General features: G+C 69.5%; 23 protein-coding genes. 10 read left to right on the top strand and 13 right to left on the bottom strand.

What is annotated here, in order from left to right:
* Window positions 1-3 precede the first annotated feature (3 nt).
* From mraY to HT102_RS16450, 9 genes are all read right to left on the bottom strand, one after another.
* Window positions 4-1086: a phospho-N-acetylmuramoyl-pentapeptide-transferase gene (mraY, locus tag HT102_RS14820; RefSeq protein WP_192040216.1), complete on the bottom strand. Its 1083-nt coding sequence runs from the start codon at window positions 1084-1086 to the stop codon at window positions 4-6.
* Window positions 1083-2627 carry a UDP-N-acetylmuramoyl-tripeptide--D-alanyl-D-alanine ligase gene (locus tag HT102_RS14815; RefSeq protein WP_192040215.1) on the bottom strand — a complete coding sequence of 515 codons (1545 nt, stop codon included), beginning with the start codon at window positions 2625-2627 and terminating at the stop codon, window positions 1083-1085. The genes mraY and HT102_RS14815 overlap by 4 nt, the downstream gene beginning before the upstream one ends.
* Window positions 2624-4222: a UDP-N-acetylmuramoyl-L-alanyl-D-glutamate--2,6-diaminopimelate ligase gene (locus HT102_RS14810; RefSeq protein ID WP_333473478.1), complete on the bottom strand. Its 1599-nt coding sequence runs from the start codon at window positions 4220-4222 to the stop codon at window positions 2624-2626. The genes HT102_RS14815 and HT102_RS14810 overlap by 4 nt, the downstream gene beginning before the upstream one ends.
* A gap of 151 nt (window positions 4223-4373) precedes the next feature.
* Window positions 4374-6146, bottom strand: coding sequence for a peptidoglycan D,D-transpeptidase FtsI family protein (locus HT102_RS14805; RefSeq protein WP_192040214.1), 1773 nt, complete (start codon window positions 6144-6146; stop codon window positions 4374-4376).
* Between the two features lie 104 nt (window positions 6147-6250).
* Window positions 6251-6982 (bottom strand): hypothetical protein, encoded by a 732-nt coding sequence (locus tag HT102_RS14800; RefSeq protein ID WP_192040213.1) that lies wholly within the window; start codon window positions 6980-6982, stop codon window positions 6251-6253.
* Entirely contained in the window at window positions 6979-7971 is a 993-nt protein-coding gene (rsmH, locus tag HT102_RS14795) for a 16S rRNA (cytosine(1402)-N(4))-methyltransferase RsmH (protein ID WP_192040212.1), read from the bottom strand. The genes HT102_RS14800 and rsmH overlap by 4 nt, the downstream gene beginning before the upstream one ends.
* 230 nt (window positions 7972-8201) lie before the next feature.
* A complete protein-coding gene (mraZ, locus tag HT102_RS14790; protein WP_192040211.1) occupies window positions 8202-8633 on the bottom strand; it encodes a division/cell wall cluster transcriptional repressor MraZ in 432 nt (143 codons plus the stop codon).
* Window positions 8634-9148: 515 nt separating this feature from the next.
* Window positions 9149-9571, bottom strand: a complete 423-nt coding sequence (locus HT102_RS14785; protein ID WP_192040210.1) for a DUF3040 domain-containing protein — start codon at window positions 9569-9571, stop codon at window positions 9149-9151.
* Entirely contained in the window at window positions 9528-10124 is a 597-nt protein-coding gene (locus tag HT102_RS16450; protein ID WP_192040209.1) for an SAV_6107 family HEPN domain-containing protein, read from the bottom strand. Before HT102_RS16450 ends, HT102_RS14785 begins: the two co-directional genes overlap by 44 nt.
* A gap of 267 nt (window positions 10125-10391) precedes the next feature.
* Between HT102_RS16450 and HT102_RS14775 the strand changes: the two genes are divergently transcribed.
* From HT102_RS14775 to HT102_RS14755, 5 genes are read left to right on the top strand one after another with little or no spacing between them, the layout of a single operon-like run.
* Entirely contained in the window at window positions 10392-11021 is a 630-nt protein-coding gene (locus HT102_RS14775) for a GNAT family N-acetyltransferase (RefSeq protein ID WP_192040270.1), read from the top strand.
* Window positions 11022-11032: 11 nt separating this feature from the next.
* Window positions 11033-12616, top strand: a complete 1584-nt coding sequence (locus HT102_RS14770) for a phytoene desaturase family protein (protein ID WP_192040208.1) — start codon at window positions 11033-11035, stop codon at window positions 12614-12616.
* On the top strand, window positions 12604-13473 hold the full coding sequence (locus HT102_RS14765; RefSeq protein ID WP_192040207.1) for a carotenoid biosynthesis protein: 870 nt from the start codon (window positions 12604-12606) through the stop codon (window positions 13471-13473). Before HT102_RS14770 ends, HT102_RS14765 begins: the two co-directional genes overlap by 13 nt.
* A gap of 4 nt (window positions 13474-13477) precedes the next feature.
* A complete protein-coding gene (locus tag HT102_RS14760) occupies window positions 13478-14161 on the top strand; it encodes an LppM family (lipo)protein (RefSeq protein WP_192040206.1) in 684 nt (227 codons plus the stop codon).
* 1 nt (window position 14162) lies between these two features.
* A complete protein-coding gene (locus tag HT102_RS14755) occupies window positions 14163-15308 on the top strand; it encodes a glycosyltransferase (protein ID WP_192040205.1) in 1146 nt (381 codons plus the stop codon).
* Between the two features lie 46 nt (window positions 15309-15354).
* Here HT102_RS14755 and HT102_RS14750 read toward each other — a convergent pair whose 3' ends face one another.
* The 3 genes from HT102_RS14750 to metF form a co-directional block, all read right to left on the bottom strand.
* A complete protein-coding gene (locus tag HT102_RS14750; RefSeq protein WP_225443733.1) occupies window positions 15355-16374 on the bottom strand; it encodes a hypothetical protein in 1020 nt (339 codons plus the stop codon).
* A 9-nt stretch (window positions 16375-16383) separates the two neighbouring features.
* On the bottom strand, window positions 16384-17010 hold the full coding sequence (locus tag HT102_RS14745; protein WP_192040204.1) for a GNAT family N-acetyltransferase: 627 nt from the start codon (window positions 17008-17010) through the stop codon (window positions 16384-16386).
* 263 nt (window positions 17011-17273) lie between these two features.
* Window positions 17274-18230: a methylenetetrahydrofolate reductase [NAD(P)H] gene (gene metF, locus HT102_RS14740; RefSeq protein WP_333473476.1), complete on the bottom strand. Its 957-nt coding sequence runs from the start codon at window positions 18228-18230 to the stop codon at window positions 17274-17276.
* 185 nt (window positions 18231-18415) lie between these two features.
* On the opposite strand from metF, the gene HT102_RS14735 reads away from it, so the two are divergent.
* From HT102_RS14735 to HT102_RS14720, 4 genes are all read left to right on the top strand, one after another.
* A complete protein-coding gene (locus HT102_RS14735; protein WP_333473475.1) occupies window positions 18416-19462 on the top strand; it encodes a polyprenyl synthetase family protein in 1047 nt (348 codons plus the stop codon).
* A gap of 31 nt (window positions 19463-19493) precedes the next feature.
* Window positions 19494-21050 carry a phytoene desaturase family protein gene (gene crtI, locus HT102_RS14730; RefSeq protein WP_192040203.1) on the top strand — a complete coding sequence of 519 codons (1557 nt, stop codon included), beginning with the start codon at window positions 19494-19496 and terminating at the stop codon, window positions 21048-21050.
* A gap of 101 nt (window positions 21051-21151) precedes the next feature.
* Window positions 21152-22723, top strand: coding sequence for an alpha-(1->6)-mannopyranosyltransferase A (locus HT102_RS14725; RefSeq protein ID WP_192040202.1), 1572 nt, complete (start codon window positions 21152-21154; stop codon window positions 22721-22723).
* A 13-nt stretch (window positions 22724-22736) separates the two neighbouring features.
* On the top strand, window positions 22737-23675 hold the full coding sequence (locus HT102_RS14720) for a phytoene/squalene synthase family protein (protein ID WP_192040281.1): 939 nt from the start codon (window positions 22737-22739) through the stop codon (window positions 23673-23675).
* On the opposite strand, the gene HT102_RS14715 is transcribed toward HT102_RS14720, so the two are convergent.
* Window positions 23672-24058, bottom strand: a complete 387-nt coding sequence (locus HT102_RS14715) for an Rv2175c family DNA-binding protein (protein WP_192040201.1) — start codon at window positions 24056-24058, stop codon at window positions 23672-23674. The two genes, HT102_RS14720 and HT102_RS14715, sit on opposite strands and share 4 nt — an antisense overlap.
* 132 nt (window positions 24059-24190) lie before the next feature.
* On the opposite strand from HT102_RS14715, the gene HT102_RS14710 reads away from it, so the two are divergent.
* Entirely contained in the window at window positions 24191-26299 is a 2109-nt protein-coding gene (locus HT102_RS14710; RefSeq protein ID WP_192040200.1) for a protein kinase domain-containing protein, read from the top strand.
* The last annotated feature ends 8 nt before the right edge of the window (window positions 26300-26307 follow it).

Below are 26307 nucleotides of genomic sequence, written 5' to 3'. Positions count from 1 at the left end.
GGGTCACAGGCCTCCTGATGTCGCGACCCACTCGCCGTAGAACAGGCCAATGCCGAGCGCGCACGCGATAGCGGTGAGCAGCCAGAACCTGATGATGACGGTGGTCTCGGCCCAGCCGCCGAGCTCGAAGTGATGATGGCACGGGGCCATGCGGAACACTCGTCGTCCGGTGGTGCGGAAGACGGCGATCTGGATGACGACGGACAGGAACTCCGCGACGAAGATCGCACCGATGATGATCATGAGCAGCGCCGTGCTCGTGGTCAGGGAGACGCCAGCGATGAGGCCACCGAGCGCGAGGGAGCCAGTGTCGCCCATGAAGATCTTGGCTGGCGCGGCGTTCCACCACAGGAAGCCGATGCACGCGCCGCCCGCCGCCGCGCACAGGATGGCGATGTCGAGCGGATCCCGCACGTGGTAGCAGCCCGCGGTGATCTCGTTCGCGCACGAGTTGCGGTACTGCCAGAAGGTGATGATGACATAGGCGCCCACCACCATCGCAGTCGTGCCCGCGGCGAGGCCATCGAGGCCGTCGGTGAAGTTGACCGCGTTCGACCAGGCAGTGACCACGAAGTACACGAAGATGATGAACAGCAGCACGGACATCGACATCGTGGAGATCTCGCGCACGTACGAGAGGTTCGGGCTCGCCGGGGTGAGCCCGTCCGCGTTGCGGAACTGCAGCAGCAGCGCGCCGAAGATCAACGCGGCGGTGAGCTGGCCCACCAGCTTCGAGGTCTTGTTGAGGCCGAGGTTGCGCTGCTTGCGGATCTTGATGAAGTCATCGAGGAAACCGACACCACCGAGCATCGTGGTGAGGCCGAGCACCACTATGCCCGAGGCTGTCGGCCCATCGCCATCGAGCCCGAAGCCGAACAGGTGGGAGCCAAAGTAGCCAACCCAGATGCCCACGACGATGGCGATGCCGCCCATCGAGGGGGTGCCACGCTTGGACTGGTGCGACTGCGGTCCCTCGACGCGGATCTCCTGGCCAAACCCCTGCTTCGAGAGGATCCGGATCAGCACCGGGGTCAGCAGGATGGAAACCGCGAGGGCCAGCCCGCCCGCGATCAGGATCTGTGTCACTGGAGGTTCTCCGTTCCGTCCGCGGATTCAGTGGCAGGAGCTGCCGGGGCATCAGCCATCAAGGCCTCCGCGACCGTCCACAGGCCCACCGCCTTCGACGCCTTGACCAGGACGATGTCCCCCGGCGCGAGCTCGTCGCGCAGGATGGCGAGCGCCGCTTCGGGATCGTCGACGAGCTGTGATTCGTTGTCCCACGAGCCCTCCATGACAGCGCCCTGGTGCATCGCGTGCGAGGGGCGTCCGGTGCCCACCACGAGCAGCTTGTCGATGAGCAGGCGCACCGCTTGCCGCCCGATCCGGTCATGCTCGACAACGGAGTCGTCGCCGAGCTCCCCCATCTCGCCGAGCACGGCCCAGCACCGCCGCCGCTGCTTGCCGCCGCGGCCCATCGTGACCAGTGCCTTCAGCGCGGCGCGCACTGAATCCGGGTTGGCGTTGTACGAGTCGTTGATGACGGTCACGCCATCCGCGCGCTCGGTGACCTCCATGCGCCGGCCCGATGCACCCTTCGCGCCCGCCAGCGCGTCCGCCACCTGGTGCAGCGTGGCGCCGCACTCCAGCGCCACGGCGGCCGCGCAGAGCGCATTGGTCACGAGGTGCTCGCCATGCACGGCGAGCCGGACCGGGATCTCCCCGTCCGGGGTGACGAGCCGGAACGTAGCGCGGGCCTGCTCATCAAGGGTGAGGTCGGCGGCGCGCACGTGCGCCCTCTCCGACTGACCGACGAGCACGACCCGGGCCGAGGTTCGCTCGGCCATCGCGGCCACGAGCGGATCATCCGCGTTGAGGATCGCGACACCGCCCTCCTCCGCCGGGGGAAGCGACGCGGGCAGCTCCCCCTTTGTCCGGGCGATCATCTCGCGGCTGCCGAACTCACCGAGATGGGCGGTGCCGACGTTGAGCACCACGCCGATCCGCGGCGGCGCCGTCTCCGCGAGAGCCGCGATGTGGCCCGGGCCCCGGGCTGACATCTCCAGCACGAGGAAGCGAGTGTCCCCGGTAGCGCGCAGGGCCGTCCAGGGATGACCGATCTCGTTGTTGAACGAGCCAGGCGGCGCGATGACCGCCCCCAGCGGCGCCAGCGTCGCGGCGATCAAGTCCTTCGTCGACGTCTTGCCCGCCGATCCCGTCACCCCGACCACGGTCAGGCCGTGATCGCGGGCTAGCGCGTCCACGCTGCCCCGGGCCAGCCGCGCGAATGCCGCGAGCACTGCCGCGCCCGACCCATCGGTGTCGTGCTCCAGCGCCATGGCCGTGCCCGCCCACTCCGCGCCCTGCTGCTCCGTGGCGGGCGGGGCGACGATGGCTGGCACGCCGACCGGGCGCGCGGCGAGCACAGCGACGGCACCTGCCTCGACAGCGCGTGCCGCGAACTCGTGCCCGTCGACCGAGGCGCCGGGCAGCGCGAGGAACAGATCGCCCGGCGTGACCTTGCGGGAATCGAACTCCACGGCACCGGTGACCTCGACGGTCTCGTCGGGCACGTCATGCAGCTCGCCACCTACGGCTTCCGCGATCTGCCGCAGCGTCATCGGGATCATCGCGGGTCCCCGCCCGCCGGGGCCGCGAGGATCTCATCGATCGCCTCGGCCAGCACCACCCTGTCATCGAACGGCTGCTTCACGCCCTTCACTTCCTGTCCCCATTCGTGGCCCTTGCCCGCGACCACTACAACGTCATCGCCCACGCCCTGGGCGTGGATCCAGCGCACCGCCGCGACGATGGCCGCGCGGCGATCGCTGATCTCCTCGATGATCGCGCGCTCGGCCGCTGGCACGCCCTGCGCCCCGGCGACCATCTCCGCGCGGATCATCTCGGGCTCCTCGTCGCGGGGATTGTCGTCGGTCACCAGGAGAAGGTCGCTGCCCCGGGCAGCGGCAGCCCCCATGGGCCCGCGCTTCCCGGCGTCCCGATTGCCGCCCGCGCCCAGCACCAGGGCGATCTTGCCGCGGGCCTGCCCGCGCAGCGTCGCCAGCACCGCCTCCACCGCTCCGGGCTTGTGCGCATAGTCCACGACAGCGAGGAACGGCTGGCCACGGTCGACCCGCTCCATGCGGCCCGGCACCTGCACAGTCTGCAGTCCTCGTGCCGCGGCGGCGGGATCCACCCCGGCGGCCTCGAGCAGCGCGAGCGCCAGCAGCGCATTGGCGACGTTGTAGCGGCCCGGCAGCAGCACCGTGACGGGATACTGCTCGCCGGAAGCGGTCTCGGCGACGAAGGACTGCACCCCGACCCCCGTGACCTCGGGGGCCCGCGCCACCCAGTTGGCGGGCTGGCCACCAGCTGAGACGGTGGTGACCTCACCGATCGCGCGCTCGGCCATGCGGCCGCCCCAGTCATCGTCGACGCAGATCACCGCGCGAGCAGGTGCTGGACGCGCCCGACCATCGAAGAGCTGCGCTTTGGTGCCGAAGTAGTCGTCGAGGTCCTTGTGGAAGTCAAGGTGATCCTGGGAAAGGTTGGTGAACCCCCCTACCGCGAACCGGCATCCGTCCACGCGCCCGAGAGCGAGCGCATGGCTGGACACCTCCATCACGACGTGGCTGATGCCGCGCTCGGCCATCACGGCGAGCAATGCCTGCAACTGGGGTGCCTCGGGCGTGGTGAGCGCGCTGGCGACGGGCTCGCCAGCGATGCGAGTCTCGACCGTGCCGATCAACCCCGCCTTGTGCCCCGCCGCGGCGAGGCCGCCCTCGACGAGGTAGGCGGTGGTCGTCTTGCCCGAAGTGCCGGTGATCCCGATCAGGGTGAGCTGGTCGGAGGGATTGCCGTAGATCCGCGCTGCCAGGGTGCCCAGCACCGAGCGGGGCGCATCGTGGAGCAGGATCGGCACCGTCGCCCCGGCCTGGGTGATCAGTTCCGCGCCGGAGGTGTCGGTGAGGACCGCGATCGCTCCGTGCTCGACGGCCTGGTCGACGAACGCGGCTCCGTGGGCCCGCGCCCCGGGCAGCGCGGCGAACAGGTCACCGGGCCGGATGTCCTGGGCGCGCAGTTCCACTCCGGTCACGGCCACATCCTCGGGCGCCGGAGCCCCGTTGCCCTCGATGGTGGCGCCCGCGAGGCCTGCCAGCTCGGTCAGCGGAACGGGGGCCAGAGTGGTGGGGCGCGGGGTCCTCGCGTGCTGTCCGTGTGCCACGTGCCCGCTCCTCTCGATCCGCTGCGTCGTGCTGTCCTGGCATGGGCCGCGCGCGTGCCCGGCATTGCGAAACGTTACCGTCCCGGCTCGCCCCCCACACAGCGCCTGGGGTAATCGACGGAATCGTCACGATGTCTTGTGCCCGTGCTGCTCACAGTCCTGGCGCGCTGGTGTCGAGAACGAGCCGGGGAGCCTCGGGCGAGAGCGGCACGTTATCGCGCTGGAGCAGCCAGGAAGCGACCGTGCTGAACAGCGGGGCCGCCGATCGTCCGCCACCTCCGTCGACGCCGCGCACTGGCGCGTCGAGCATGATCGAGATGACGTAGCGAGGGTCGTCTGCGGGAACCATCCCGGCAAAGGTGATCCAGTGCAGCGAATCCGAGTAGCAACTGCACGAGGGGTCGACCTGCTGGGCGGTGCCCGTCTTGCCCGAGATCTGGTAGCCGGGCACGGCGGCGGACCACCCTGTTCCCTGCTGGTATCCCATGGGGTCGGACTGGACGACGCTACGGAACATGTCGCGCACGATCCGGGCCGTCTCGGGGCTGACCACCTCCACCGGCTCGGGCGGCGCCGGCTCGGTCCGGGTGCCCGACGGATCCACGACAGCATTGATGATCCGCGGCGGGATGCGCACGCCATCATTGGCGATCGCCTGGTAGATGCCCGACATCTGCAGCAAGGTCATCGACATTCCCTGCCCGATGGGCATGTTCGCGAAGGTGCCGCCGCCCCAGGTGTCGAGGGGCGGGACCATGCCCACGCTCTCGCCGGGCAGCTCGATGCCGGTGGGCAGGCCCACGCCGAAGCGCCACAGCATCTCCGCGAATCGTTGCTCGCCGATCCGCTCCGCCAGCATCAGCGTGCCCACGTTCGACGACTTCCCGAACACGCCCGTCGTCGTGTAGGGCACCACGCCGTGCTTCCAGGCGTCCTTCACGGTGACACCGGCCATCTCGATCTCGCCATCGACCTGCAACACCTCATCGGGAGAGGTGAGGTCGTCCTCGATCGCAGCGGCGGCCGCGACGATCTTGGCCACCGATCCAGGCTCGAATGGTGTGCTGACCGCGGGGTTGCCCAGCACCGAGACCTGGTTCTCCGGCGCCGAGAGGCCGAGCAACGGATTGAACGTGTCGTCATTGGCGATGGCGACCACCTCGCCGGTGGTCGCGTCCTGCACCAGGATGGAGCCAGCGCGCGCGCCGGACAGGTCAACCGCCATCTCGATCTGCTGCTGGGCGAAGAACTGCACATCGTTGTCGATGGTCAGCTCGATGGTCACGCCGTCCTCGGCAGGCACCACATCGCGCGTGCTGCCAGGGATCACAGCACCGTCCTCGCTGCGATCGTAGGTGCGGGAGCCATTGCGCCCGGCGAGCTGCGCATCCATGGATCGTTCCAGGCCAAGCAGCCCATGGCCGTCCCAGCCGGTCGATCCGACGATATTGGCGGCCAGCGCTCCACCTGGGTACTGACGGATATCCTGCCGCTCGGCGCCCACCTCGGGAAACTCCTCGCGGATGGCGGTGGCGTCGGCCGGGTCAACGTTGCGCGCGAGGTAGACGAAGGTGACGTCGCTGAGGAGGAGACGGCGCAGAGCACGTTCGGTGACACGTCCGTCGAGCGCCTCGGAGACGCCGCGGGCGATCTCGCGCAGCCTCGTATCCGGATCGGGCGCGTCGGGGTCGATCTCCTGCTGCTGCTCGAGCTGCTCGCGGATGCGCTGCGGCTGGAAAGTCAGCGCGCGCGCCTGGGTGGTGAACGACAGCATGGCACCATCACGATCAGTGATCGCGCCCCGCTTTGCCGGGTCGACAAGCGAGACCGTCCGCTGCATCGCGGCCTGCTCCGACAGCCTGCTCGCCGAGATCCCCTGGATATTGATCAATTGAAGGATGATCAGCCCCAGCGCCATGAACATGGCTAGCCCAGCGATGCGATAGCGCGGCCCCGCGGTCGCACCGCGAGCGATGCTTCGCCTGGGTCGCTTGGATCGTGATCGGTGTGCTTGTGGACGGGCAGTCGTCACGGTTGCTCTGCGCTGTTCTCCGGTGGTTGGTTCGCTGCGTTCGGGGAGCCCTCCGGCCCGGGATCAACAGGGTTCAGCGTCTCCACGGGCGCACCGTCGACGTCCAGCGCGGGAAGCTGCCCGGGCGTGGGCAGCTCATCAACGGGGATCGGCACCATTACCTCGAGCTCGCGCTCCGCCGACCCCGACCGAGGACCGGTCTCGGACGGATTCGCGGGCTCGATATTGAATGGTGGCAGGGGCGAGCCCGAAGCAGCTTTAGGCTCGCCGTGGAGGGTCACGGTTCCGTCCGCGGCGACCGCGAGGTACGCCGGGGTGGATGCTGGGATCATGCCGAGCTCGCCCGCCGCCTGCGCGAGCGCCGGGGCAGATCGGCCGAGCGCGACATCGCGGAAGAGAGCCTCCCGTGTCTCGGAGAGCTTCTTCGTCTCGAGCTTGGCACCGGAAATCTGGTACGCCTGCTGCGCCGCCTGGGTGGACAGCAGCAACGTGAGCGCGAGCCCCGCGACGAGCATCGCGAGTATCAGCGCGACGCAGGGGATGCGGCTCGCCTGGCTCCGCACCACGTTGGCTAGCTGGGCCCGTGATCTCCCCGGCGAGCCACTGTCCCTGCTGGAGCGGCGCTCATAGGCGCGCCGAGCAGCCGGGGAGAGCCCCGAGCCGGGACCGGAGCGGTTGCCGCGCCGCGGGGATTCCTTGCGCTTGCGTGGCGGGGTGAAGGTGGTCATGCTTCTCTCCTTGCGATCCGTTCAGCGGCCCGGAGCCTCACGGGCACGGCTCGTGGATTGGATGCAGCTTCCGATTCGCTCGCCCGCTCCGCGCCGCGCGTGAGGAGGCGGAACTCGGGCCCCGCGCCCGGGAGCTCCACGGGCAGTCCCGGTGGAGTCCGCGAGGCGCACCGCTCGGCGAGCGCCCGCTTGACGATGCGATCCTCGAGCGAGTGGTAGGACATGATGGCGATGCGGCCGCCGGTGCGAAGAGCGTCGAGTGCTGGCCCTAGCACGCCGTGCAACGCATCGAGCTCCCCATTGACCTCTATCCGCAGCGCCTGGAACGTGCGCTTCGCGGGGTGCCCGCCGGTTCGCCGCGTGGCGGCCGGGATCGCTCGGTAGAGCAGCTCCACGAGCGGGCCGCTGGTGGTGAATGGTTCCTGCGCGCGCTGCTTGACGATCTCCGCGGCGATGCGCCGCGCGAACCGCTCCTCGCCGTACGCCGAGAGGACCCGCGCGAGGTCGGCCGCGCTATAGGTATTGACGACGTCGGCCGCCGTCAGCTCCGAGGTGGTGTCCATTCGCATGTCGAGCGGAGCGTCCGTGGAGTAGGAGAAGCCCCGGTCCTGCTCATCGATCTGCATCGAGGACACCCCGAGATCGAGCAGCACCGCCGACACCCCGGAACCCTCGATGCCCGACTGCCGCAGGGCGTCCTCGATGCCATCGAAGCGGGTATGGACGAGGTGGACCCGGTCGCGGAAGGGGCGCAAGCGCTCGCCAGCAAGCCGCAGGGCGTTCGTATCGCGATCCAGCCCCACGAGTACCAGGCCCGGGTACTCGACGAGGAACCGCTCGGCATGGCCGGCCAGGCCGAGCGTTCCATCCACCAGCACCGAGCCGGGCGCATCGATCGCGGGGCCAAGCAGCTCGATGGCCCGGTCCGCCATGACCGGGAGATGGCGCTCGGCGGTATCGCGATGATGCTCGGGCATCGGATCGCTCATGCACGCTCCTACACGAATCAAGGCGGGGGTGTCGCTGAAGGCTCGGGGCACACGACATGGTGGTTCACCACCACTAGCAGCACCTGCATCGTGTGCGGCGTGGTCCCCATCCGGTGGAAGCACCTGGCGTTGGGGAAGTACGTCAGGGGCCCTACCGGATAGAGGCCACGCCGCACCTGGCTGGTCGCTATCGGCTCATGTGCCAATAGGGGCATCATTCACTGCAGTCGCTACAAGATCTCTTTCAGCACCTCGTCCGCAGCCGTCGAGTAGCCCTCCTCGTTGTCCGACAGATAGCTTTCCCACGCTGTGGAATCCCAGATCTCGATGAACTCCACCGAGCCGACCACAACGCACTCCTTCTGCAGGCCAGCCCACCGGCGATGCGCCGGGGAGATGCTGATCCGCCCTTGCGCATCAAGGTGCTGCTCGTCCGCGCCCGCAGCGAGTCCACGAATGAACGCGCGCGCGCTCGGATCGCTCCTCGACATCGACGCGGCCTTGCGCGCGAGATCGAGGAATTCGGCACGCGGGTAGACAGAAAGACTGTGATCCTGGCCCTTGGCCACCATCACCCCTCCTGCCAGTAGTTCCCGGAACCGAGCCGGTAGCGTCAACCGTCCCTTGTCATCAAGCTTGGGCGTGTACGTGCCGAAGAACACGCTGTCGGCACCTCCTCCACGTGCAAGCCCAGGTGATTCACCCTCGTGTACCACCGGCCACCACGTTACCCCACTTTCCCCCACCTGCAATCAATTACAGACGTGTTGCTGATGAAAACGCGGGGATATCCTCAGCTAGCGCGGCCGCGGCATGGTGGGGGGATCGAGTCGGCCGCTCGTGGTCGCCGCTCCAGCCCGCCCACCTGCGGCGCTGTGCGTGCCCGGCGGCGCGGCTGAGCGTGGGGAAGCCCGTACAGAGTGCTTCGGAGCGACGCCTCTGTGCAGAAAAGGACAGCTCCAGCGCGCAGAGCTGGCGCGTTTCGCGCTTTCGCGCCCAGGAGGTCACCCGCGCCCGGGAGGCCTGCCCGCCCGGGAGGCGTACTCGCGCCCCGGACCGCCGACCGTCAGGTGGGGGGAAGTGGGGAACCCAGCCCTGGTGCCCGGGCAAACGAAACCGGGCCCAGCTGAAATAGCTGGACCCGGATTGAACGTGACCTTCTTGCTGGCGCGGCGGCCTACTCCTCGAAGCGCTTGCGGAATCGCTCTTCCATCCGCTCCGAGAAGCTGCCTGACGCACGCTTCGGTGGCTTCTTCCCAGGCTTGCCAGGCGGCTGCGCGGGAGCCTCTGGCTTGTCGCCAGAATTCGCATCCGGCGAATCATGCTTGCCTAGCAGCGCCCAGACGCCGGTACCGAACATCACAAGGAAGCCCAGGAAACTGACGGCGGGAAAGCCTCCTACCATCAGGACCGGCAGGGCGAGCCCGGCGATGAGCAGGACAAGACCGACGGCGAACAGCGCGATGAATTGCATGCGCCGCCGCGTCGACGGGCCTCGGGTTCCAGCGGAGCGCACCTGGGAGGCAAACTTCGGATCCTCCGCGTAGAGCGCGCTCTCAATCTGCTCGAGCATTCGCTGCTCGTGCTCGGAGAGTGGCACGGTCCCTCCCCCGCACTTGATGGTGAAAGCCGCACCGGTGGTGGCGGCGGGCTCCTGATTCGGACAAGAACTTACCACTATGATAAGGCGTGGCGCGGCCACTTACCACACGGATGACCTGTGCGATTTGTCGCACCCATGACAAATCCACCGCGGGACCGCTCCTCGTGCCCCTCCAACGGCCCGGCCGGGGCCTTCCCCCCGCGCTCCGGGCAACATCGACGTGGCGGTGAACCGCATCGATGAACTCGCCAGCGAGCCCGAACAACGCATCGGCCTCCGCCGCCGTCACCGGTCTCGCGCTGCCAGCATCGACGATGGCGCGCCGAGTCGAGTAAGGGGCGATCCGCGCTACCCAGTCATCCCACGGATGACCTTCCGCCGCGAGCGTCGCCCAGGCGCTCGTGGGGCGCCGCCGCCTGCTCCGCGGGACGCTGAGAACGATCACCGCGCCCGCGGCGCGCAGCGTGGCGAGGTACGAGGCGCGGAACCGTTCCTCCGCGGTCTCCGCGAGCCCTGCTTCCGCGCAGAACGCATCAGCCCGCTTCAGCATCGATCTGGCCTGCGCGCTAGTGGGCGCCGGGCCTCCAGGGCCCGTGCACGACGACAACCTTCGGCGCGTTTCCGGACGCATCCGCCAACCTCCTTCCCGCCGGGCACTCCGGCGCGCAACGATCGCGAAGCCCGCCAAGCACCCAGTAGGATCAACCAAGAGCCTGGGGCCGACGGTCGAGTCGCGATCCAGCGCAACGAGCTGCGGCATCGAACCCATGTTCGATACAACTACGATAACGCGCAGGCCTGACAATTTCCCGTGTCCATGACCCGCCTCCCGAGGACCGCAACCGCAGTGCAGCAGCCGTATGTCTCCGATCTCACCCCGGCACAGATGCGCGAGCGCCTCCACGAGGCGCTCACGATCTATGTCCGCGCCATGGGTTATCCCGCATCCGTCGCCCGGCGCCGAGCCCCGATGTGGGCGGAGCACGCGCTGCGCCCCGGCTGGCGCGCCGCCGCCGTCCTTGCCCCGCACGGCAAGCAGGACCATGATCCCCGCCATGGCACGCTCATCGGCATCGCCTACGGCTACACGGGTTCCCGCCAGCAATGGTGGTACGAGCAAGTCCATCGCGGCCTCTCCCGCGCCCATGGCAGCGTGGCGGCCGAGGAGATGCTCGCTGACTACTTCGAGCTCACCGAGCTGCACATCCACCCCTCCGCCCAGGGGCACGGGCCCGGTGACGCCCTGCTCGGCCAGCTCCTCGCCGGGTGTGACGCGTCCCGGGTCCTCCTGTCCACTCCCGAGGTGGGGGGCGAGTCCAACCGCGCCTGGCGGCTCTACCGCCGGCGCGGATTCGAGGACGTCCTGCGCGAATTCCGGTTCGACGGGGATCCGCGCGCCTTCGCCGTGCTGGGCCGCGCCCTGCCGCTCGCGGCGAGCACCGCATAGGCTCGGGCATCGTGAGCGACGCCATCATCATTGGATCCGGCCATAACGCCTTGATCAGCGCCTGCTACCTGGCTCGAGCCGGGTGGTCCACCACGGTCCTCGAGCGCGATACCGTCATCGGCGGCGCGGTTTCGACAGTGGAACTGTTCCGGGGCCATCGGGTCGATCGGGGATCGTCGGCGCACCTGATGATCCGCCACAGCGGGATCATCGAGGAGCTCGAGCTGGCCCAGCACGGGCTGCGCTACCTGGAGTGCGATCCCTGGGCGTTCGCTCCCGCCGAGCCTTCCACGGGACAGCCTGGCATCGTGTTCCACCAGGACCTCGATGCCACCTGTGAATCGATCGACCGAGCCTGCGGGGCACGGGACGCGCGCGCCTACCGAGCCTTCGTGCACGACTGGGCTCCGCGCAGCCAAAAGGTGATGCGCGCGTTCGCGCGCCCGCCAGCACCATCCTCGCTGATCAGGTCGTTCTGGGGCCTGGATACCGACGGCGACCCCGCCCAGCTCTCGCGCGACTTCCTCGCCAGCGGGGATGCGCTGCTCGACTACTACTTCGACAGCGAGCGGCTGAAGGCAGCGCTCTCCTGGTTCGGCGCGCAGTCCGGCCCGCCGACATCCGAGCCTGGCACCGCGCCGATGGTGGGATTCGCGGCACTCATGCATGCCCTGCCACCGGGGCGCGCGGTCGGCGGCAGCGGCGCGCTCACCGAGGCTCTCGCGGCGCGCCTGCGCGAGGATGACGGGCAGATCCATCGCGGGGATGCCGTCGACTGCCTCGAGCGAGAGGGCCACGACTGGATCGCCACCACAGCGTCCGGCAAGCAGCATCGTGCCGCGACAGTAATCGCTGGCTGCCATGTGCTGACCACGCTGGAGATGCTCGCCCGCGGCGGCTACGACGCGCGGCGGATCGAGACCTGGCGGCGCCGCATCCGGGTGGGCCCGGGGCTCGGCATGGCGGTGCGCCTGCGGTCCTCGGCCCTGCCCTCGTACCCATCGGCGGGGCCCGCCGGGGACACGGTGCTCGCGGGCCTGCAGCTCCTCGCCACGGATCGATCCCACCTGCGGCGGGCCCATGGCGCGATGCTCGCCGGGGACCGCGCCGAGCGGCCCGTCGCCCTGGCGATGACCTTCAGCGCGATCGACCCCACGCTGGCTCCGCCCGGGGAGCACCAGCTCACCCTGTGGTCGCAGTGGCAGCCCTATGCGCTGCGGGGACATGACTGGGATGACGTCGCCGAGCAGGAGTCCGACCGGATCATCGCTGAGCTCGAGCGCTACGCCCCCGGCCTGTCCGAGGGGTTGCTCGACCGCTACATCCAGACCCCCAAGTCACTGGCCAGCGAGCTCGGCCTACTCGGCGGCAACGTGATGCATGTGGAGATGGGGCTCGACCAGATGATGCTGTGGCGACCCGTGCCGCCGCTCGCGCGGCATCGGGTCCCGGCCGCTCCCGGCATGTACATCACCGGGGCCTCGACCCATCCGGGCGGGGGCGTCTCCGGGTTCAGCGGCCGCAGCGCCGCGCGGCTGGCGCTGCGCGATGCACGCTTCGGAGGCGCCCGGAACCGGCTCGCATGGCCGCGGTGAGCATTGCCCGGCTGGGCGGGATGGCGGTGGCGCTCGCGGTCGCCGCCGTGCTTGCCCAGATCGCCTTTCCGCTGGCCCAAGGCGGCGTGGCCGATGCGGTGACCGCGCTCGTCGTGGTGCTCCTCGCGGGCGCGGCGCTGGTGCACGCCCTCGCCTCGCGCGGTGTTGTGTTCGCTCTCGCGCTGCTGGTCGGCGCGGCCGGCGGTGGCCTCGCCGCGGAGGCCATCGGCGTGGCGACCGGTTTCCCGTTCGGTTGCTACGAGTACGCCCTCGATCGGCTGGGGCCCGCCATCGCCGACGTCCCGGTGATTGTCCCGCTGGCCTGGGTGGGCGGTAGCTATCCGGCGTGGTGCGCGGCATCGGCTGTGGTGTCCGCGCTGCCCCGTGGCCGCCAGTGGATGCGGGTTCCGCTCGCGGCCGCCACCATTGTCGCGTGGGACCTGTACCTCGACCCGCAGATGGTCACGGCCGGCTACTGGACATGGTGCGCGGGCGGCCCTTCGCTGCCAGGGTTCCCTATTCCCTTGTCGAACTACGCGGGGTGGGCACTGGTCGCCGTGTGCATCGCCACTCTCCTCGCAGTAGCCGACCGGGGCCCCGCTCCCACGCCCCGGGCCCGGATGCGGCGCGACGCTCCCCCGCTCGCGCTGTTTGCCTGGACGTGGCTGGGTTCCGCCGTCGCGCACCTGGTGTTCCTGCCTGACCTGCGCCTTTCCGCGGCCTATGGATTCGTCGGCATGGCCATCACGGGCGTGCCGCTGCTTCTTGCCGCTCGTCGCATCCGGCCCTGGAGATCACGGATCCATGGCGAACCCCCCGACCCTAGCGCGCGACGCTCGAACAACCTGGCACGATAGCCCTGTGTCTCAAACCGCATTGCCTCGGCGCGCGCGTACCGCCGTCGCCACGTTGCTGCTCGCCACGCTCGCCCTGCTCCTCTCCGGATGCCTGCGAACTGAGGTCGACGTGAGCATCAATAGCGATGACCGTGTATCGGGACGGATGATCGTTGCCCAGCGAGGGGGGGACGATGACACCGTCGGGCCACAGCTGCGGATCCAGGACTCCCTGCGCACCCGGGCGCGGGTGCAGCCGTGGACCGATGAGGGCTTCGTGGGCAGCGAGCTCATCTTCAGCGATCTCAGCTTCGCCGACTTCCGGCAGCTCGCGCTGACCAGCAGCGACGTCCCCGGCAGCTTCGATGTCCGCCTTACCCGCAATGGCTCGGACGTGACCCTCACCGGGCGCGCTGACCTGCGGAACATCGGCGATGGCGCGCAGATCCGCATCTCGGTGACGTTCCCTTCCTCGGTGGAATCCACCAATGGGGATCAGACCAGCAATCGCTCGGTGACCTGGACCCCCTCGGCCGGGCAGCTATCGACATTCCGTGCCGAGACGAGGTACACCGACCCGAACACCCGCAGCTTCGCGGGCTGGGCAGGGTTCGTGATTGGCGCCAGCGTCGCCGCCGCCGTCGTGGTGGGAGCGCTCTCGTGGTTCAGCCGGAACCGGTCCCCGAAGCCGGGCGACCTCGTTCACTGACGTGCTGCCGCAGCGATGGCTCGCAGCGATCGGGGCGTCCACCGCGGCCGGCCTCCTCGCCATCGCGGTTGTCAACGCTGCCACCGCCCCCCGGGCTCGCCCCGGAATCGGGCGCCGCCGCCCCGTGTCGGTCTGCATTCCAGCACGGAACGAGCGCCACACCCTCCCCTCGCTGATCATGGACCTCCAGCAGCAGGACACGAGCCACGACTTTCGCGTGCTCATCCTTGACGACGCGTCCACGGATGGCACGGGCGCGGCTGCGCTCGAGGCTATTGGCAGCGACCCGCGATTCGAGCTTCGCGCGAGCGAGGAGGAACCGCCTCCGGGGTGGGTCGGCAAGCAGTGGGCATGCCAGCGCCTCGCCGAGCACGCGATGGCGCGCCCGGGCGTCCTGCTCTTCCTCGATGCCGATGTGCGCCTCTCCCCGAGCGCGGTCGACTCGGCCGTGCTGGCGCTCGAGTCCTCCTCGGCGGACCTCGTCAGCATCTGGCCATTCCAGGCCGCCGGCAGCCTCGTCGAGCACCTGATCCAGCCGTTGCTGGCGTGGTCCTGGCTCGCGTTGGTACCGGTGCGACTGGCGAACGAGAACCTCCGCCCCTCGCTCTCGATCGCGTGCGGCCAGTTCATGGCTACCAGCACCGATGCCTATCGGGCGGTCGGTGGCCATGCGCGCATTCGCGGATCCCTCGTCGATGATCTCGACCTCGCGCGCGAGTACCGCGCGAAAGGTCGCAAGACCGCTGTCGTGCTGGGTGGACCGGCAGCGAGCTGCCGCATGTACTGCAGCGCGCGCACGCTCCGCGAGGGATACGGCCGGTGGCTCGGCCACGCCTTCGGTGGCCGGACCAGCACCACCCTGGTGCTCGCCGGGATCGCCGCTACCCAGATGCTGCCCGTGCTGCTCGTTCGTGCCCGCGATCCGCGCACGCGCGCGCTCGCGCGCGGCGGTTACGCATGCTTGGTGGCGTCCCGCCTCGTGGCGGGCCAGGTGGAGCAAGGAGCCAGGCTGCAATGTGCCCGGATAGTCAGCGCCGTCGCCCATCCCGCAGCTGCCGCCGGGGTGATAGCGCTGGTCCTGGACTCGCGGGTGCGGCACCGGCGCGGCCAGGCCACCTGGCGGCAGCGGCCGCTGCGGCTGCCGTGATGGCCGCGCCCCCGCAAAGGCAGGCGAGGCCTCGCTCGGGCGCGGGCTAGCGCAGATGAGCTCGTGGGAGACCAGGCGTTATTCCTATATGGATGTGATCCTGGTGGACATCGTCCGAGAAGAACCCCTTGCGAGCTCCGTTCAGGTCGATCGGTCCGCCCACTTCCGTGGCCCCGAGCTCAGCGGCGCGGCGCATGAATTCCTCCACCAGTCCCGCTTCCATCTCGGGGCTCACCACCTGGATGCCATTGATCTCCCTGATATCGACGGCCCTGCCAACCGCGTGATTGGATACTCGGTTCGTCGGGAAGACAGTCTGGATATGGCCGGTGTGCATGACCTGGACGGCGAAGGTGTATTCACGCGCGAGTCCAAGGAGGACGTTCAATAGTGGTTCATGCATCCTGCCCGAACGGATGTCCAGCAGAGATGGCCCGGAGAGGTTGATCCGTGGTTCGGAGAGGACAGCGAGGGAGTTGCCAGCGAGAACGCCGAGAGGTGCTCCTAGCGTAGTAAGCGGATTGATTCTCTCGACTTTCCATCGAGCACCCCGGCGGTGCACGCGAACATCCAGAGCGAGCTGACGGGTCGTGGCCTCCCGCGGCAGGGCCAGGTGCTGGTTGAGCAAGGTGATGACGGCCGCCCGGTCGCCAGACAGTCCGCCATATTGCGGATAGATCACTGCGACCGAGCTTTCCCTGGCTTCCTCGACGTGCAGCGCGGCGGCGGATGCGGTGGCTTCGGGCGACGCGCCCGCCGCTGCAAGGCTGTCGGCACTGGTGCCGCCCGGGGCCCATGTTCCGGCTGTCTCGATGAACGCCGCCGCCGTGCGCTTGATGTCAGGGGATATCTCCCCCGGTCCCGGTAGCCAGCGACTGGCACCCGCCGACAAGGGGCGCGGAGGAGGCGCCAGGGTTGCCAGCCCGTCGGTGGGCCGCCTGCCTGTGAGCGTCGGCGCTGGGGAGCCTCGATCGGTCAGGGAAGAGCCACCGGCTGCGCAGCCTGCCACTGCCCCGGCTGGCAGGGCGGCCATCAACGCCAGAAACCGTCGGCGATCCAGATGCATTGCTCCGCCCTAGCTCCGGGCATCCAGCTGGGTGCGGTATAGCCGGACTTTCCCCTGGTCCCGGGTTGCTAGCTCGCTGACGGCGGTCCAGCCGAGGTGTTCGTAGAATCGCGCCGCGCTGGAGTTGTCCGAGAAGATGACCAGCTCGGCCGAACTCGCGCCAGCCCGCCGGCACTGCGCTGCGAATTCGTTGACCAGCGCGGCGCCAGTACCTTGCCCGCGGAGAGTGCCGTCCACGGCAAGATCCGACAAGACGGCGACCCGCGGCGCGGCGCCATCGGGAATTGCGACAGGCCTCGTGTTCCCGAGGATTCGCTTCGTCCAGGGCACGGCCCGCGAGCGCGCGAAACGGAGCAAGAGGGCTGGCCGCATCATCAGCGACAGCGCGCCTTGCAGGACGAGCAAAGCGAGGCTGCGCCGGTTTCCCAGCACCGCACGAGTGTGCGCGTCGTGATTCGTGGATCCCAGCAGAAAACCTGCTACGGCACCATTCGCGCTGCGATCAACCGCAACGAGGAACACCACGTGAGGCGAGGCCAGCGCGGCGCGATGCCATTGCCGCATGAAGCTCCTACCGAGCGCGGGGAACAAGCCCCGGGGCAGAAGCGTGATGTGTGTCCGGGCAGTCGCGTCCATGTCCTCTGCTGTCGCCCGGCGAATCAGCACGCTGCTCCGGCTTGCGCCGCGGGACTCCACCAGCAACTCCTAACTGCAACGGAAGCAGTGGTGCGTGCGGCGCCGCGGTCCCGATCAGGCAGATCCTGCTCGGCACATGCTCTGTACGCGGGTAGCAGCCAGCAGCTTCCAGGCTCCACGGTGATGAGGATCTCGGGGGCTCTTCGTGTGCTACCGGCAGAGTACGTGAGAATCGTCGAAGCCGCTGCGGCTGCCGTGACCGGCTAGGCCGGTACCGCTGCCATGCCGAGGTTGGCCAGGACCTCGCGGGTTGCCTTGGCGAAGTTGAGCGTGCAGAAGTGCAAGCAAGGGGCTCCCTCGTCGATCAAGCGCTCGCACATCGTGGTAGCGAGCTCCATGCCGACCTTGCGCACCTCGGCCTTGTCCTCCTCCGGCCCGTTGCCGGCTGCGCGGGCGAGCCGCTCCTCGATATGAGCGGGGATCTGCGAGCCGGAGAGCTCCACGATCTTGCGCACCTGCCGCAGCGAGGTGATCGGCATGATCCCCGGGATGATCGGCTTCTCGCCCTGGACAGGGTCGGCCGCGACGACCCGGTCGCGCAGGCGCAGGTAGTCGTCGACCTCGAAGAACATCTGGGTGATGGAGTACTCGGCGCCCGCGCGGAGCGTCCCCAGGAGGAACCGCGTGTCCTCCTCGAGCGACGCGGCACGGTAGTGGCCCTCGGGGAAGGACGCCACCCCGACGTGGAAGTCGCCGAGCTCGCGGATGAGCCGCACCAGTTCCTCGGCGTACTCCAGGCCCTCGGGGTGCTTCACCCAGTTCCCCAGCGGATCGCCCGGCGGGTCCCCGCGCAGCGCGAGCAGGTTGACGATCCCGCGGTCGGCGTAGGACCCCACGAGCCCGCGCAGCTCGTCGAGGCTGTGGTTCACGGCGGTCAGGTGGGCCACCGGCAGCAGCGTGGTCTCCTGCGCCAGCTGCCCGGCGATGCGCACGGTGCGATCGCGCGTCGAGCCGCCCGCGCCGTAGGTCATCGAGACGAAAGCGGGGTGCATCTGCTCGAACGTGCGCACGGCGCGCCACAGCCGCTGCTCCTCGACCTCGTTGCGCGGTGGGTAGAACTCCACCGAGAACGGCGTGCCGCCGCGGTGCTCGCGGATGCGCTCGACGATCGATGGAGTCCTGCTGGTTCGCTCTGTCGACTGACTTGCCCTGATTGCCACACACACAGCATACGGATTCCGTCACCGGCTAGCCGTGACGGAGCGCACCGGTGGCTGGCCCCGCGCCATGTCGCCCATCCGCGAACTGCTCGCTACTCTGGTGCCCGGGGCCGCCCCGACGACGACAGGAGCCAGCGCTGAGCACACAACGAGACGGGCTCGCCGCGCGCGATCTGCCGCCGCGGGTGACCAGTGCGCTAGAGGCATTCTTCGCTTCGCGCGGGCCCCTGGTCGAACCGATCGGGCCGACCTACGCCACCGCGGTGGCACGCCTCGAGGCATTCGTGCTCAGCGGCGGCAAGCGGGTGCGCCCCATGTTCGCCTGGCTGGGCTGGACCGCGGCCGGTGGCGAGCCCTCGGGCCCTGGTGCCGAGCAGGTGGTGACCGCGTGCGCGGCGCTGGAGCTCGTGCAGGCCTGCGCCCTCATCCATGACGACATCATCGATAACTCCGATACCCGTCGTGGCCGCCCCACCGTGCATGTCGGCTTCGCCGCCGACCACTCGGCGAGCAAGTGGGCGGGCAGCGCGGATCGATTCGGGATGGCCGCGGGCATCATCTGTGGCGATCTTGCGCTCGCGTGGGCCGACGACATGTTCTCGGGCTCGGGCGTGCCCGGCCCCGCCATGGCCCGGGCACGGCCGGTGTGGGCGGCGATGCGCACCGAGGTCCTCGGCGGGCAACTGCTCGATATCGTCGCGGAGGCATCCGGCGATGGCCGGCGCGGGACCGCCGAGCTGATCAACCGGTTCAAGACGGCCGCCTACACGGTGGAGCGGCCGCTTCACCTCGGCGCGGAGCTCGCTGGCGCCGATAGCCAGCTCATCGAGGACCTACGAGGGTTTGGCGCAGCGATCGGTGTCGCTTTCCAGCTCCGTGACGATCTGCTCGGTGTCTTCGGCGATCCCGCGGTGACGGGCAAGCCCTCCGGTGATGACCTCATCGAGGGCAAGCGCACCGAGCTGCTCGCTCGTGCGCTCGACCACGGCGACCAGCACGATCCGTCGGCAGCGACAAGGCTGCGCGCCCTCCTCGGGCGCGAGCTCCCTGCCGGGGAGATCGATGAGGCGCGCGCTATCCTGCACGATCTCGGGGCCGTGCGCGCCATCGAGGCCCGTATCACCTCGCTCACCGAGCGTGCTCTCGCGATCCTCGAGCCCTCGAGCATGACTGCCGGACCAAAGCGCCAGCTCCAGGAGATGGCACTGTCCGGCGCCCACCGAGACCACTGAACCATCCCAGGCAGCCCGAGGAGAAACCACGATGCCAGCACGACGCATCAATACCATTGCCCGGCCCGCGAACCATGTCATCATCGTGGGCGCCGGGTTGTCCGGGCTGAGCGCCGCGCTGCACCTGCGCGGCGCCGGAGCAGACGTCACCGTGGTGGAGCGCGCCGCCACCCCCGGGGGCCGGGTCGGTGCCTATCCGGGCCCCGGCGGCACCTATCGCATCGATAGCGGCGCCACGGTGCTGACAATGCCCAGCCTGATCGACGAGGCCCTCGCAGCGGTCGGCTCGGACCGCGCGCGCACCGGACTGGTGATCCGCCAGCTCGCGCCGGCCTACCATGGCCGCTTCGCCGACGGCACCACCCTCGATGTGCACAGCGACCCCGACGCGATGGAGCAGGAGGTCCGGCGGGTGTGCGGGGCCGCCGAGGCTGCTCGCTACCGGGAGCTGCGCGCCTGGCTCGCCGCGATGTTCGACACCGAGTACGACCGCTTCATCGCGGCCAACTTCGACTCCCCGCTCGACCTCGCGAACTCGTCCACCGCCTTCCGCGACCTCGCACGGCTGGTCGCGCTCGGCGGCTTCGGGCGCCTCGGCAAGCAGGTGGCCAAGCGGATCGAGGATCCACGCCTGCGGCGCATCTTCACCTTCCAGGCCCTGTATGCCGGGATGCCGCCCGCCCGGGCGCTCGGCGTGTACGGCGCCATCGCCCACATGGATACCTCGCTCGGCGTGTACTTCCCCGACGGCGGCATGCACCGGATCACCGAGGCTCTCGCCAATGCCCTGACCGAGGCAGGCGGCCGCATCCACTACGACACCGAGATCACCGGGCTCGAGCACAGCGGCAGCGCGATCACGGCAGCCACGACGGCCGATGGCCATCGGATCGCTGGTGATGCATTCGTCCTCACCGGAGACCTGCCGATCACCGACACGTTGCTCGGCCGCACGCCCGCGCGCATCCCCCGGCGGGCCACGCGCTGGTCCCCCTCGGCTTTCATCCTGCACGGCACGATCCCCCGGTCCGTCACCGGGCTGTGGGACGCCCAGGCCCACCACACGATCGATTTCGGTGACGCTTGGGACACCACGTTCACCGAGCTCACCGCCCGGCGCGGCACGGGAACAGTCATGTCCGACCCCTCGCTGCTGATCACCCGGCCCACGCTCACCGACCCCGCCATGGTCGCGGGCGGGACGGACGCTCCTCGCGAGCTCCTCTCGGTGCTCGCGCCCACGCCCAACCTGGTCTCGGCCCCGCTGGCGTGGGATGCACTGGAGCCGTCCTACCAGGCCGAGCTCCTCGGAGTTCTCGAGCAGCGCGGCTACAAGGGCATCACCGAGCACTTCGCTGTCGACCACCTCGATTCGCCCCGTACGTGGGCAGCGCAAGGCATGGCGGCCGGGACGCCCTTCTCCGCGGCGCACTCGTTCCCGCAAACCGGTCCGTTCCGCCGCGGCAACCTGGTCAAGGGCGTCGACAACGTCGTGCTCGCCGGATGTGGCACGACCCCGGGCGTGGGGGTCCCCACCACGATGATCTCCGGGCGCCTCGCGGCGCAGCGCATCACCGGCGCACCATGAGCCTGGTAGTCGTGCCTGCGCCGCTCCGGGATAGGGTCGATGCAGACAATGATCGCGATCCTGGCCTCCATGGCCACCACCCTGGGGAATGATCGACACCGATGAACGCCACACACCGTGCTTCGCTGCACACCACCGCCGAGGAGCGGCGCATCGGCAGCCTGCGGGAGTTCTTCGGCAGTCCCCAGGGACGCGCCGCCCTGCTGGGCTTGCTCGGCGCGATCGTGCTGGTGATCGGTGGGCTCGGCTCGGGCAGCCTGCGCCGCCACGATGCGCTGCTGGAGAACATGCAGCTCGGCTGGCTCCGCTACGGCCACGGCATGGTCATCGCGAGCATCCTGCTGTGGGCCGGGGTGCTGGTGATGATCTGGGCCTGGATCCGGCTGGGCCGGCTGACGCTGCGCGGCGACGTCACCCTCGCGGGGCTGCGCCTCACCGTCCTCGTGTGGACCGTGCCGCTGCTGTTGTCCGTTCCCCTGTTCAGCCGCGACGCCTACTCCTACATCGCCCAGGGCGCCCTGCTCCGCGACGGCTTCGACCCCTACAAGGTGGGGCCGGTCGCTAACCCCGGGGTGATCCTCGACAATGTCTCCACGGTGTGGACCACAACGCCCGCCCCGTACGGACCGGCGTTCATGCTGACCGCGAAGACCGTCACGATGATCGCGGGGGACAATATCGTCGCCGGCACCCTTCTGATGCGCGTCGCGATGCTGCCCGGCCTCCTGCTCACGCTGTGGGCGGTTCCGCGCCTTGCTCGCTACCTCGGCGGCAATCCCGCGGTCGCGATCTGGCTCGGGGTGCTCAATCCGCTCGTGCTGATCCATCTGATCGGCGGCGTGCACAACGAGGTGCTCATGGTGGGGCTGATGACCGCGGGCCTCGTCCTGGCATTGCAGCGCCACCATGTCGCGGGAATCGCCGTCGTCACGGTGGGGCTGGCCGTGAAGGCCACCGCCGGGGTCGCGCTTCCGTTCATCGTATGGATCTGGATGGTGCACCGGCGCGAGGACGCCACCGAGCGGGGCGCGGTGCCCGCGCACCCACTGGTGCTGTTCGCGCGAACCGCGATACCTGGCGTGGCCGTCTTCGCGATCGTGCTCGCCGCGATCTCCTTCGCGGCGCAGTTGGGACTGGGCTGGCTGACCGCGCTCCAGGGCTCCGCATTGATCGTCAACTGGCTCTCCCTGCCCACGATCCTCGCGCATATCGTCACCTGGTTCACCAGCTTCCCCCTGATGAGCGTCCTCGATGTCACCCGCATGATCTGCGGCGCGGCGATGGTCATCATCCTGATCACCGTCTGGTGGCGGGGCAGGCATAGCCAGCGCGACGCCGTGCTCGGCCTGCTCCTCGCGCTCCTCGCGATCGTGGTGCTCTCCCCCGCCGCGCTGCCCTGGTACTACTCGTGGCCCATCGCCATCGCTGCGGGCTTCGCCCTGTCCGACCGGTCGCTCGTGATCCTCGCTGGCCTGTCGGTGTGGCTGATGGTGATCTTCCGCCCCGACGGGGCCCACGGGATGTACGACCCGATACATGTGGCCCTCACCTTCGCCGCAGCCTTCATCGCGGCACGCTCCCTCACCGTCGAGGACCCGCTGCGCCTGCGAGAACTCGTGCGCGGCAAGCCCAAGCCGGCCGCTGCACCGAGCGAGCCTGCCCCCACCGCGTAGGAATCCTGGAGCCGTGACAGATACCGCCCCCGATGCCACGCTCGACCGCGCCTTCGAGCTGTGCCGCCGCATCACCGAGCGCCATGCCCGCACCTACTACCTCGCTGCCCGGCTCCTGCCCGACCGGCAACGCCCCGCGATCCACGCCCTCTATGGGTTCGCCCGGCAGGTCGATGACGTCATCGATGAGGGGGACGTGGACCCCGTGGTCCAGGCCGCGTTCGTCGACACTGTCGAGCAGGAGCTCCGCGATGCCCTCGAGCACGGAGCCCGGCCCGCGGACCCGATCATCCTCGCCCTGAGCACCACGATCATCCGGCATGGCATCCCGCATCAGTACTTCTGGGACTTCCTCGCCTCCATGCGGATGGATATCCCGGGCACGCCGGAGCATCGCGATCGCTACCGCACGCTCGCTGAGCTGCACGAGTACACCTATGGCTCGGCGGCGGTCATCGGCCTGCAATTGCTCCCGGTGTTCGGCGTGGACACGCGGCCTGCCCGTGAGGGCGCTGCCGCTCTCGGCGACGCCTTCCAGCTCACCAACTTCCTTCGCGATGTGGCCGATGACTTCCGTCGCGGCCGCATCTACTTGCCACTCGCCGAGCTCGCCGCGTTCGGTGTGGACGAGGCGATGCTCGCGCGATGCGTAGCGACGGGAGAGGCCACGCCGCAGGCGCGGCGCGCCATCGCGCACCTCATCGCCATCACGCGCTCGTACTACCGCACAGCCGAGTCCGGCTGCACCGAGCTGCCCACCGAGGCGCGGATGTGCGTGGAGACCGCCTTGATCCTGTACCGCGGCATCCTCGACGAGATCGAGTCAGCCGACTACAACGTGTTCGCCCGCCGCGCGGTGGTGCCCCAGCGCACCCGCGTCGCGGTCGCGGCCCCGCGCATGGCCCGGGCCGCGCTCGCCGGGGCCCGGACCGGGAGGACCAGCAACAGCTAGAGCGCCAGCGCCTGGGCGCGACGCACGACCTCGCGCGCCGAGTGCGTGCGCAGGGCATCGACGGGGCGGCCAGGCAGGCTCGGGTCGTCCTCGTACATCCATGCCAGCGCGCCGTCGTAGTCGAACCCGCCATCGCGCAGGACCGCGATGAGACCAGGCAGTTGCTTCAGGATACGACTGCGACCTGGGCGCTCCTGGTCAGCATCGAGGAAGACTGCCGGGACCACGACGATGTCGTCGCGGCGCACCGCGAGCAGTTGATCCTCCCGCAGCAACTGGTGCACGCGGGTCACAGGGATGCCCAGCGCTTCAGCCACATCGGGCAGGGACAGGACTTCGTCCGATTCGGCGAGGACGTCCTCGCAGACTGGAAAGGTGCTCACACGGCTACCGTAGCGGTTGCCGGTGCCAGAGCGGGTACCGGGCTGGCGGAAGACAGGGCTTCGAGCTGGCCGCTACCATCGGTACGGCAGGGAACCAGGATGGTTCCACCAACATCGTAGGAGTTGACGTCCATGAGCACAGGGGGCCAGCGGGGCTCGGACTCGCTCAATCTCGTCGGCGCCCTGCTCGATAACCGCTACCGTATCGACGCGCCGATCGCGCGGGGCGGCATGTCCGTCGTCTACCAGGGAATGGATCTGCGCCTCGATCGTCCCGTGGCGATCAAGGTCATGGAGCCCCGGTTCTCCGAGGATCCCGAGTTCCTCGAACGGTTCGAGCTCGAGGCGCGCAGCATCGCGCGGCTGACGCACCCCTCGCTGGTGGCCGTCTTCGACCAGGGCACCGATGGCGAGCACGTGTTCCTGGTGATGGAGCTCGTCCCGGGCGGCACGCTGCGCGAGCTGCTGCGCGAGCGCGGCCCCATGCCGCCGTATGCCGCCGCCGCAGTGGTCCGGCCCGTGCTGCGCGCCCTCGCCGTCGCGCACCGAGCTGGCCTGGTGCACCGGGACATCAAGCCCGAGAACATCCTGATCTCGGATGCTGGAGCGGTCAAGGTCGCAGACTTTGGCCTGGTCCGGGCTCTGGCAGCATCGGGCACGACCACCGACGGGATGATCCTCGGCACTGCCGCCTACCTCGCGCCCGAGCAGGTCACGACCGGTAGTGCCGATGCGCGCAGCGATGTGTACGCCCTCGGCGTGGTCATGTTCGAGATGCTGACCGGTCGCGTGCCATTCAGCGGCGACAACTCCATCTCCGTCGCCTACCAGCGGACCTCGCAGGATGTGCCAGCGCCCGGCTCGGTGGTCCGGGGGGTACCCCGCGAGATCGACGACCTCATCCTGCGGGCCACCGCGCGCGAGCCGCAGCACCGGTTCGCCGATGCGGGGGCAATGGTGCAAGCCCTGATCGCGGTGACGGAGAAGCTCGCGCTGCCCCCGTACCGTGTCCCCGTGCCGCGCCAGTCCGCGCAGCACGTCGCGGTCTCGTCCATGATGGGCAAACCCGGCTCATCGGGCGCTACCGGCACCGTGCCACCCGCAGCCGTGCCGCCCGACGACCAGGACGTTCCTGGCCCCGGCGGCATCGACGGCAGCCACCAGACCACCGTGATCCCGACCGGCCCGGCCCCCGCCGCCCCGGGAACGCCGGGTGCTGGCCGCGCGCCCAACGAGCAGACCACGAGCCTTCCCGCGGTGCAGGGCTCGCCCACCACGGTCCTGCCGGTGGGCGGCCCGCCGCCAGGCACGCATCCCACGCCGCACCAGGCGCCCGCTGCGCCCGATCGAGGGCTCTCCGCATCCCGGGGCGCCCGCTCCCCGCTCGTGCTGATCATCGTGGTCATGCTGCTCGCCACGCTCGTGGGGGTGGCCGGATGGTGGTTCGGCTCTGGCCGCTATGTCACGGTGCCGTCCGTCGAGGGGCTCAGCCTAGTCGCGACCGAGTCCGCGCTCGAGGAGGCCGGGCTCGATCCTGTCCGTGATGGCCAATACCGTGACGCGGAACCCGTCGATACGATCCTCGGGATCGCTCCGCCGCCAGGCAGCCGGGTGGTCCGGAGCTCCGAGGTGACGGTGACCGTCTCGCTGGGCCAGCCCGCGGTGCCCTCGGTCGACGACGACATCCCTGTCAACGAGATGATCGAGCAATTGCGGGACCGGACATTCGAGGCGGTGATCGGCGATGGCGCGTATCACCAGGAGCGCCCCGAGGGAACCGTGGTGTCGCTCGCCCCGGCCCCGGGGACCGTGCTGGCCGTGGGATCCCAGGTCACGATCACGCCGAGCCTGGGCGAGCCGATCATCGTTCCCAACGTGCGCGGCATGAGCGCCGACGAGGCGCGCGCGGCCCTCGTCGATGCGGGCCTGAACGTCGGCGAGATCGTCGAGGAGTTCGATGCCGGCATCGATGCGGGCGAGGTCGCGGCGACCCGTCCCCCGATCGGCGGCGAGGCAGGGGCGGAGACACCCATCACGCTGGTCGTATCGAATGCCGAGCGCGTGCCCGGCGTGCTGGGAAGCTCGGTCGCCGATGCCCGCTCGACCCTTGCCGCGGCGGGGTTCCGCGTAGCGGTGCGCCAGATCGTGAACTCGAGCTCCTCGCTGGTGATCGGCCAGAGCCCGAGCGCGGGCTCGCGCGCCCAGCCAGGGAGCACCGTCACGGTGACAGCTCTGCCCTAGCATGGGAC

This window comes from Lolliginicoccus lacisalsi (assembly GCF_014841105.1).
Lineage (GTDB): Bacteria > Actinomycetota > Actinomycetes > Mycobacteriales > Mycobacteriaceae > Lolliginicoccus > Lolliginicoccus lacisalsi.
This window is presented reverse-complemented; position numbering and strand designations above follow the sequence as displayed.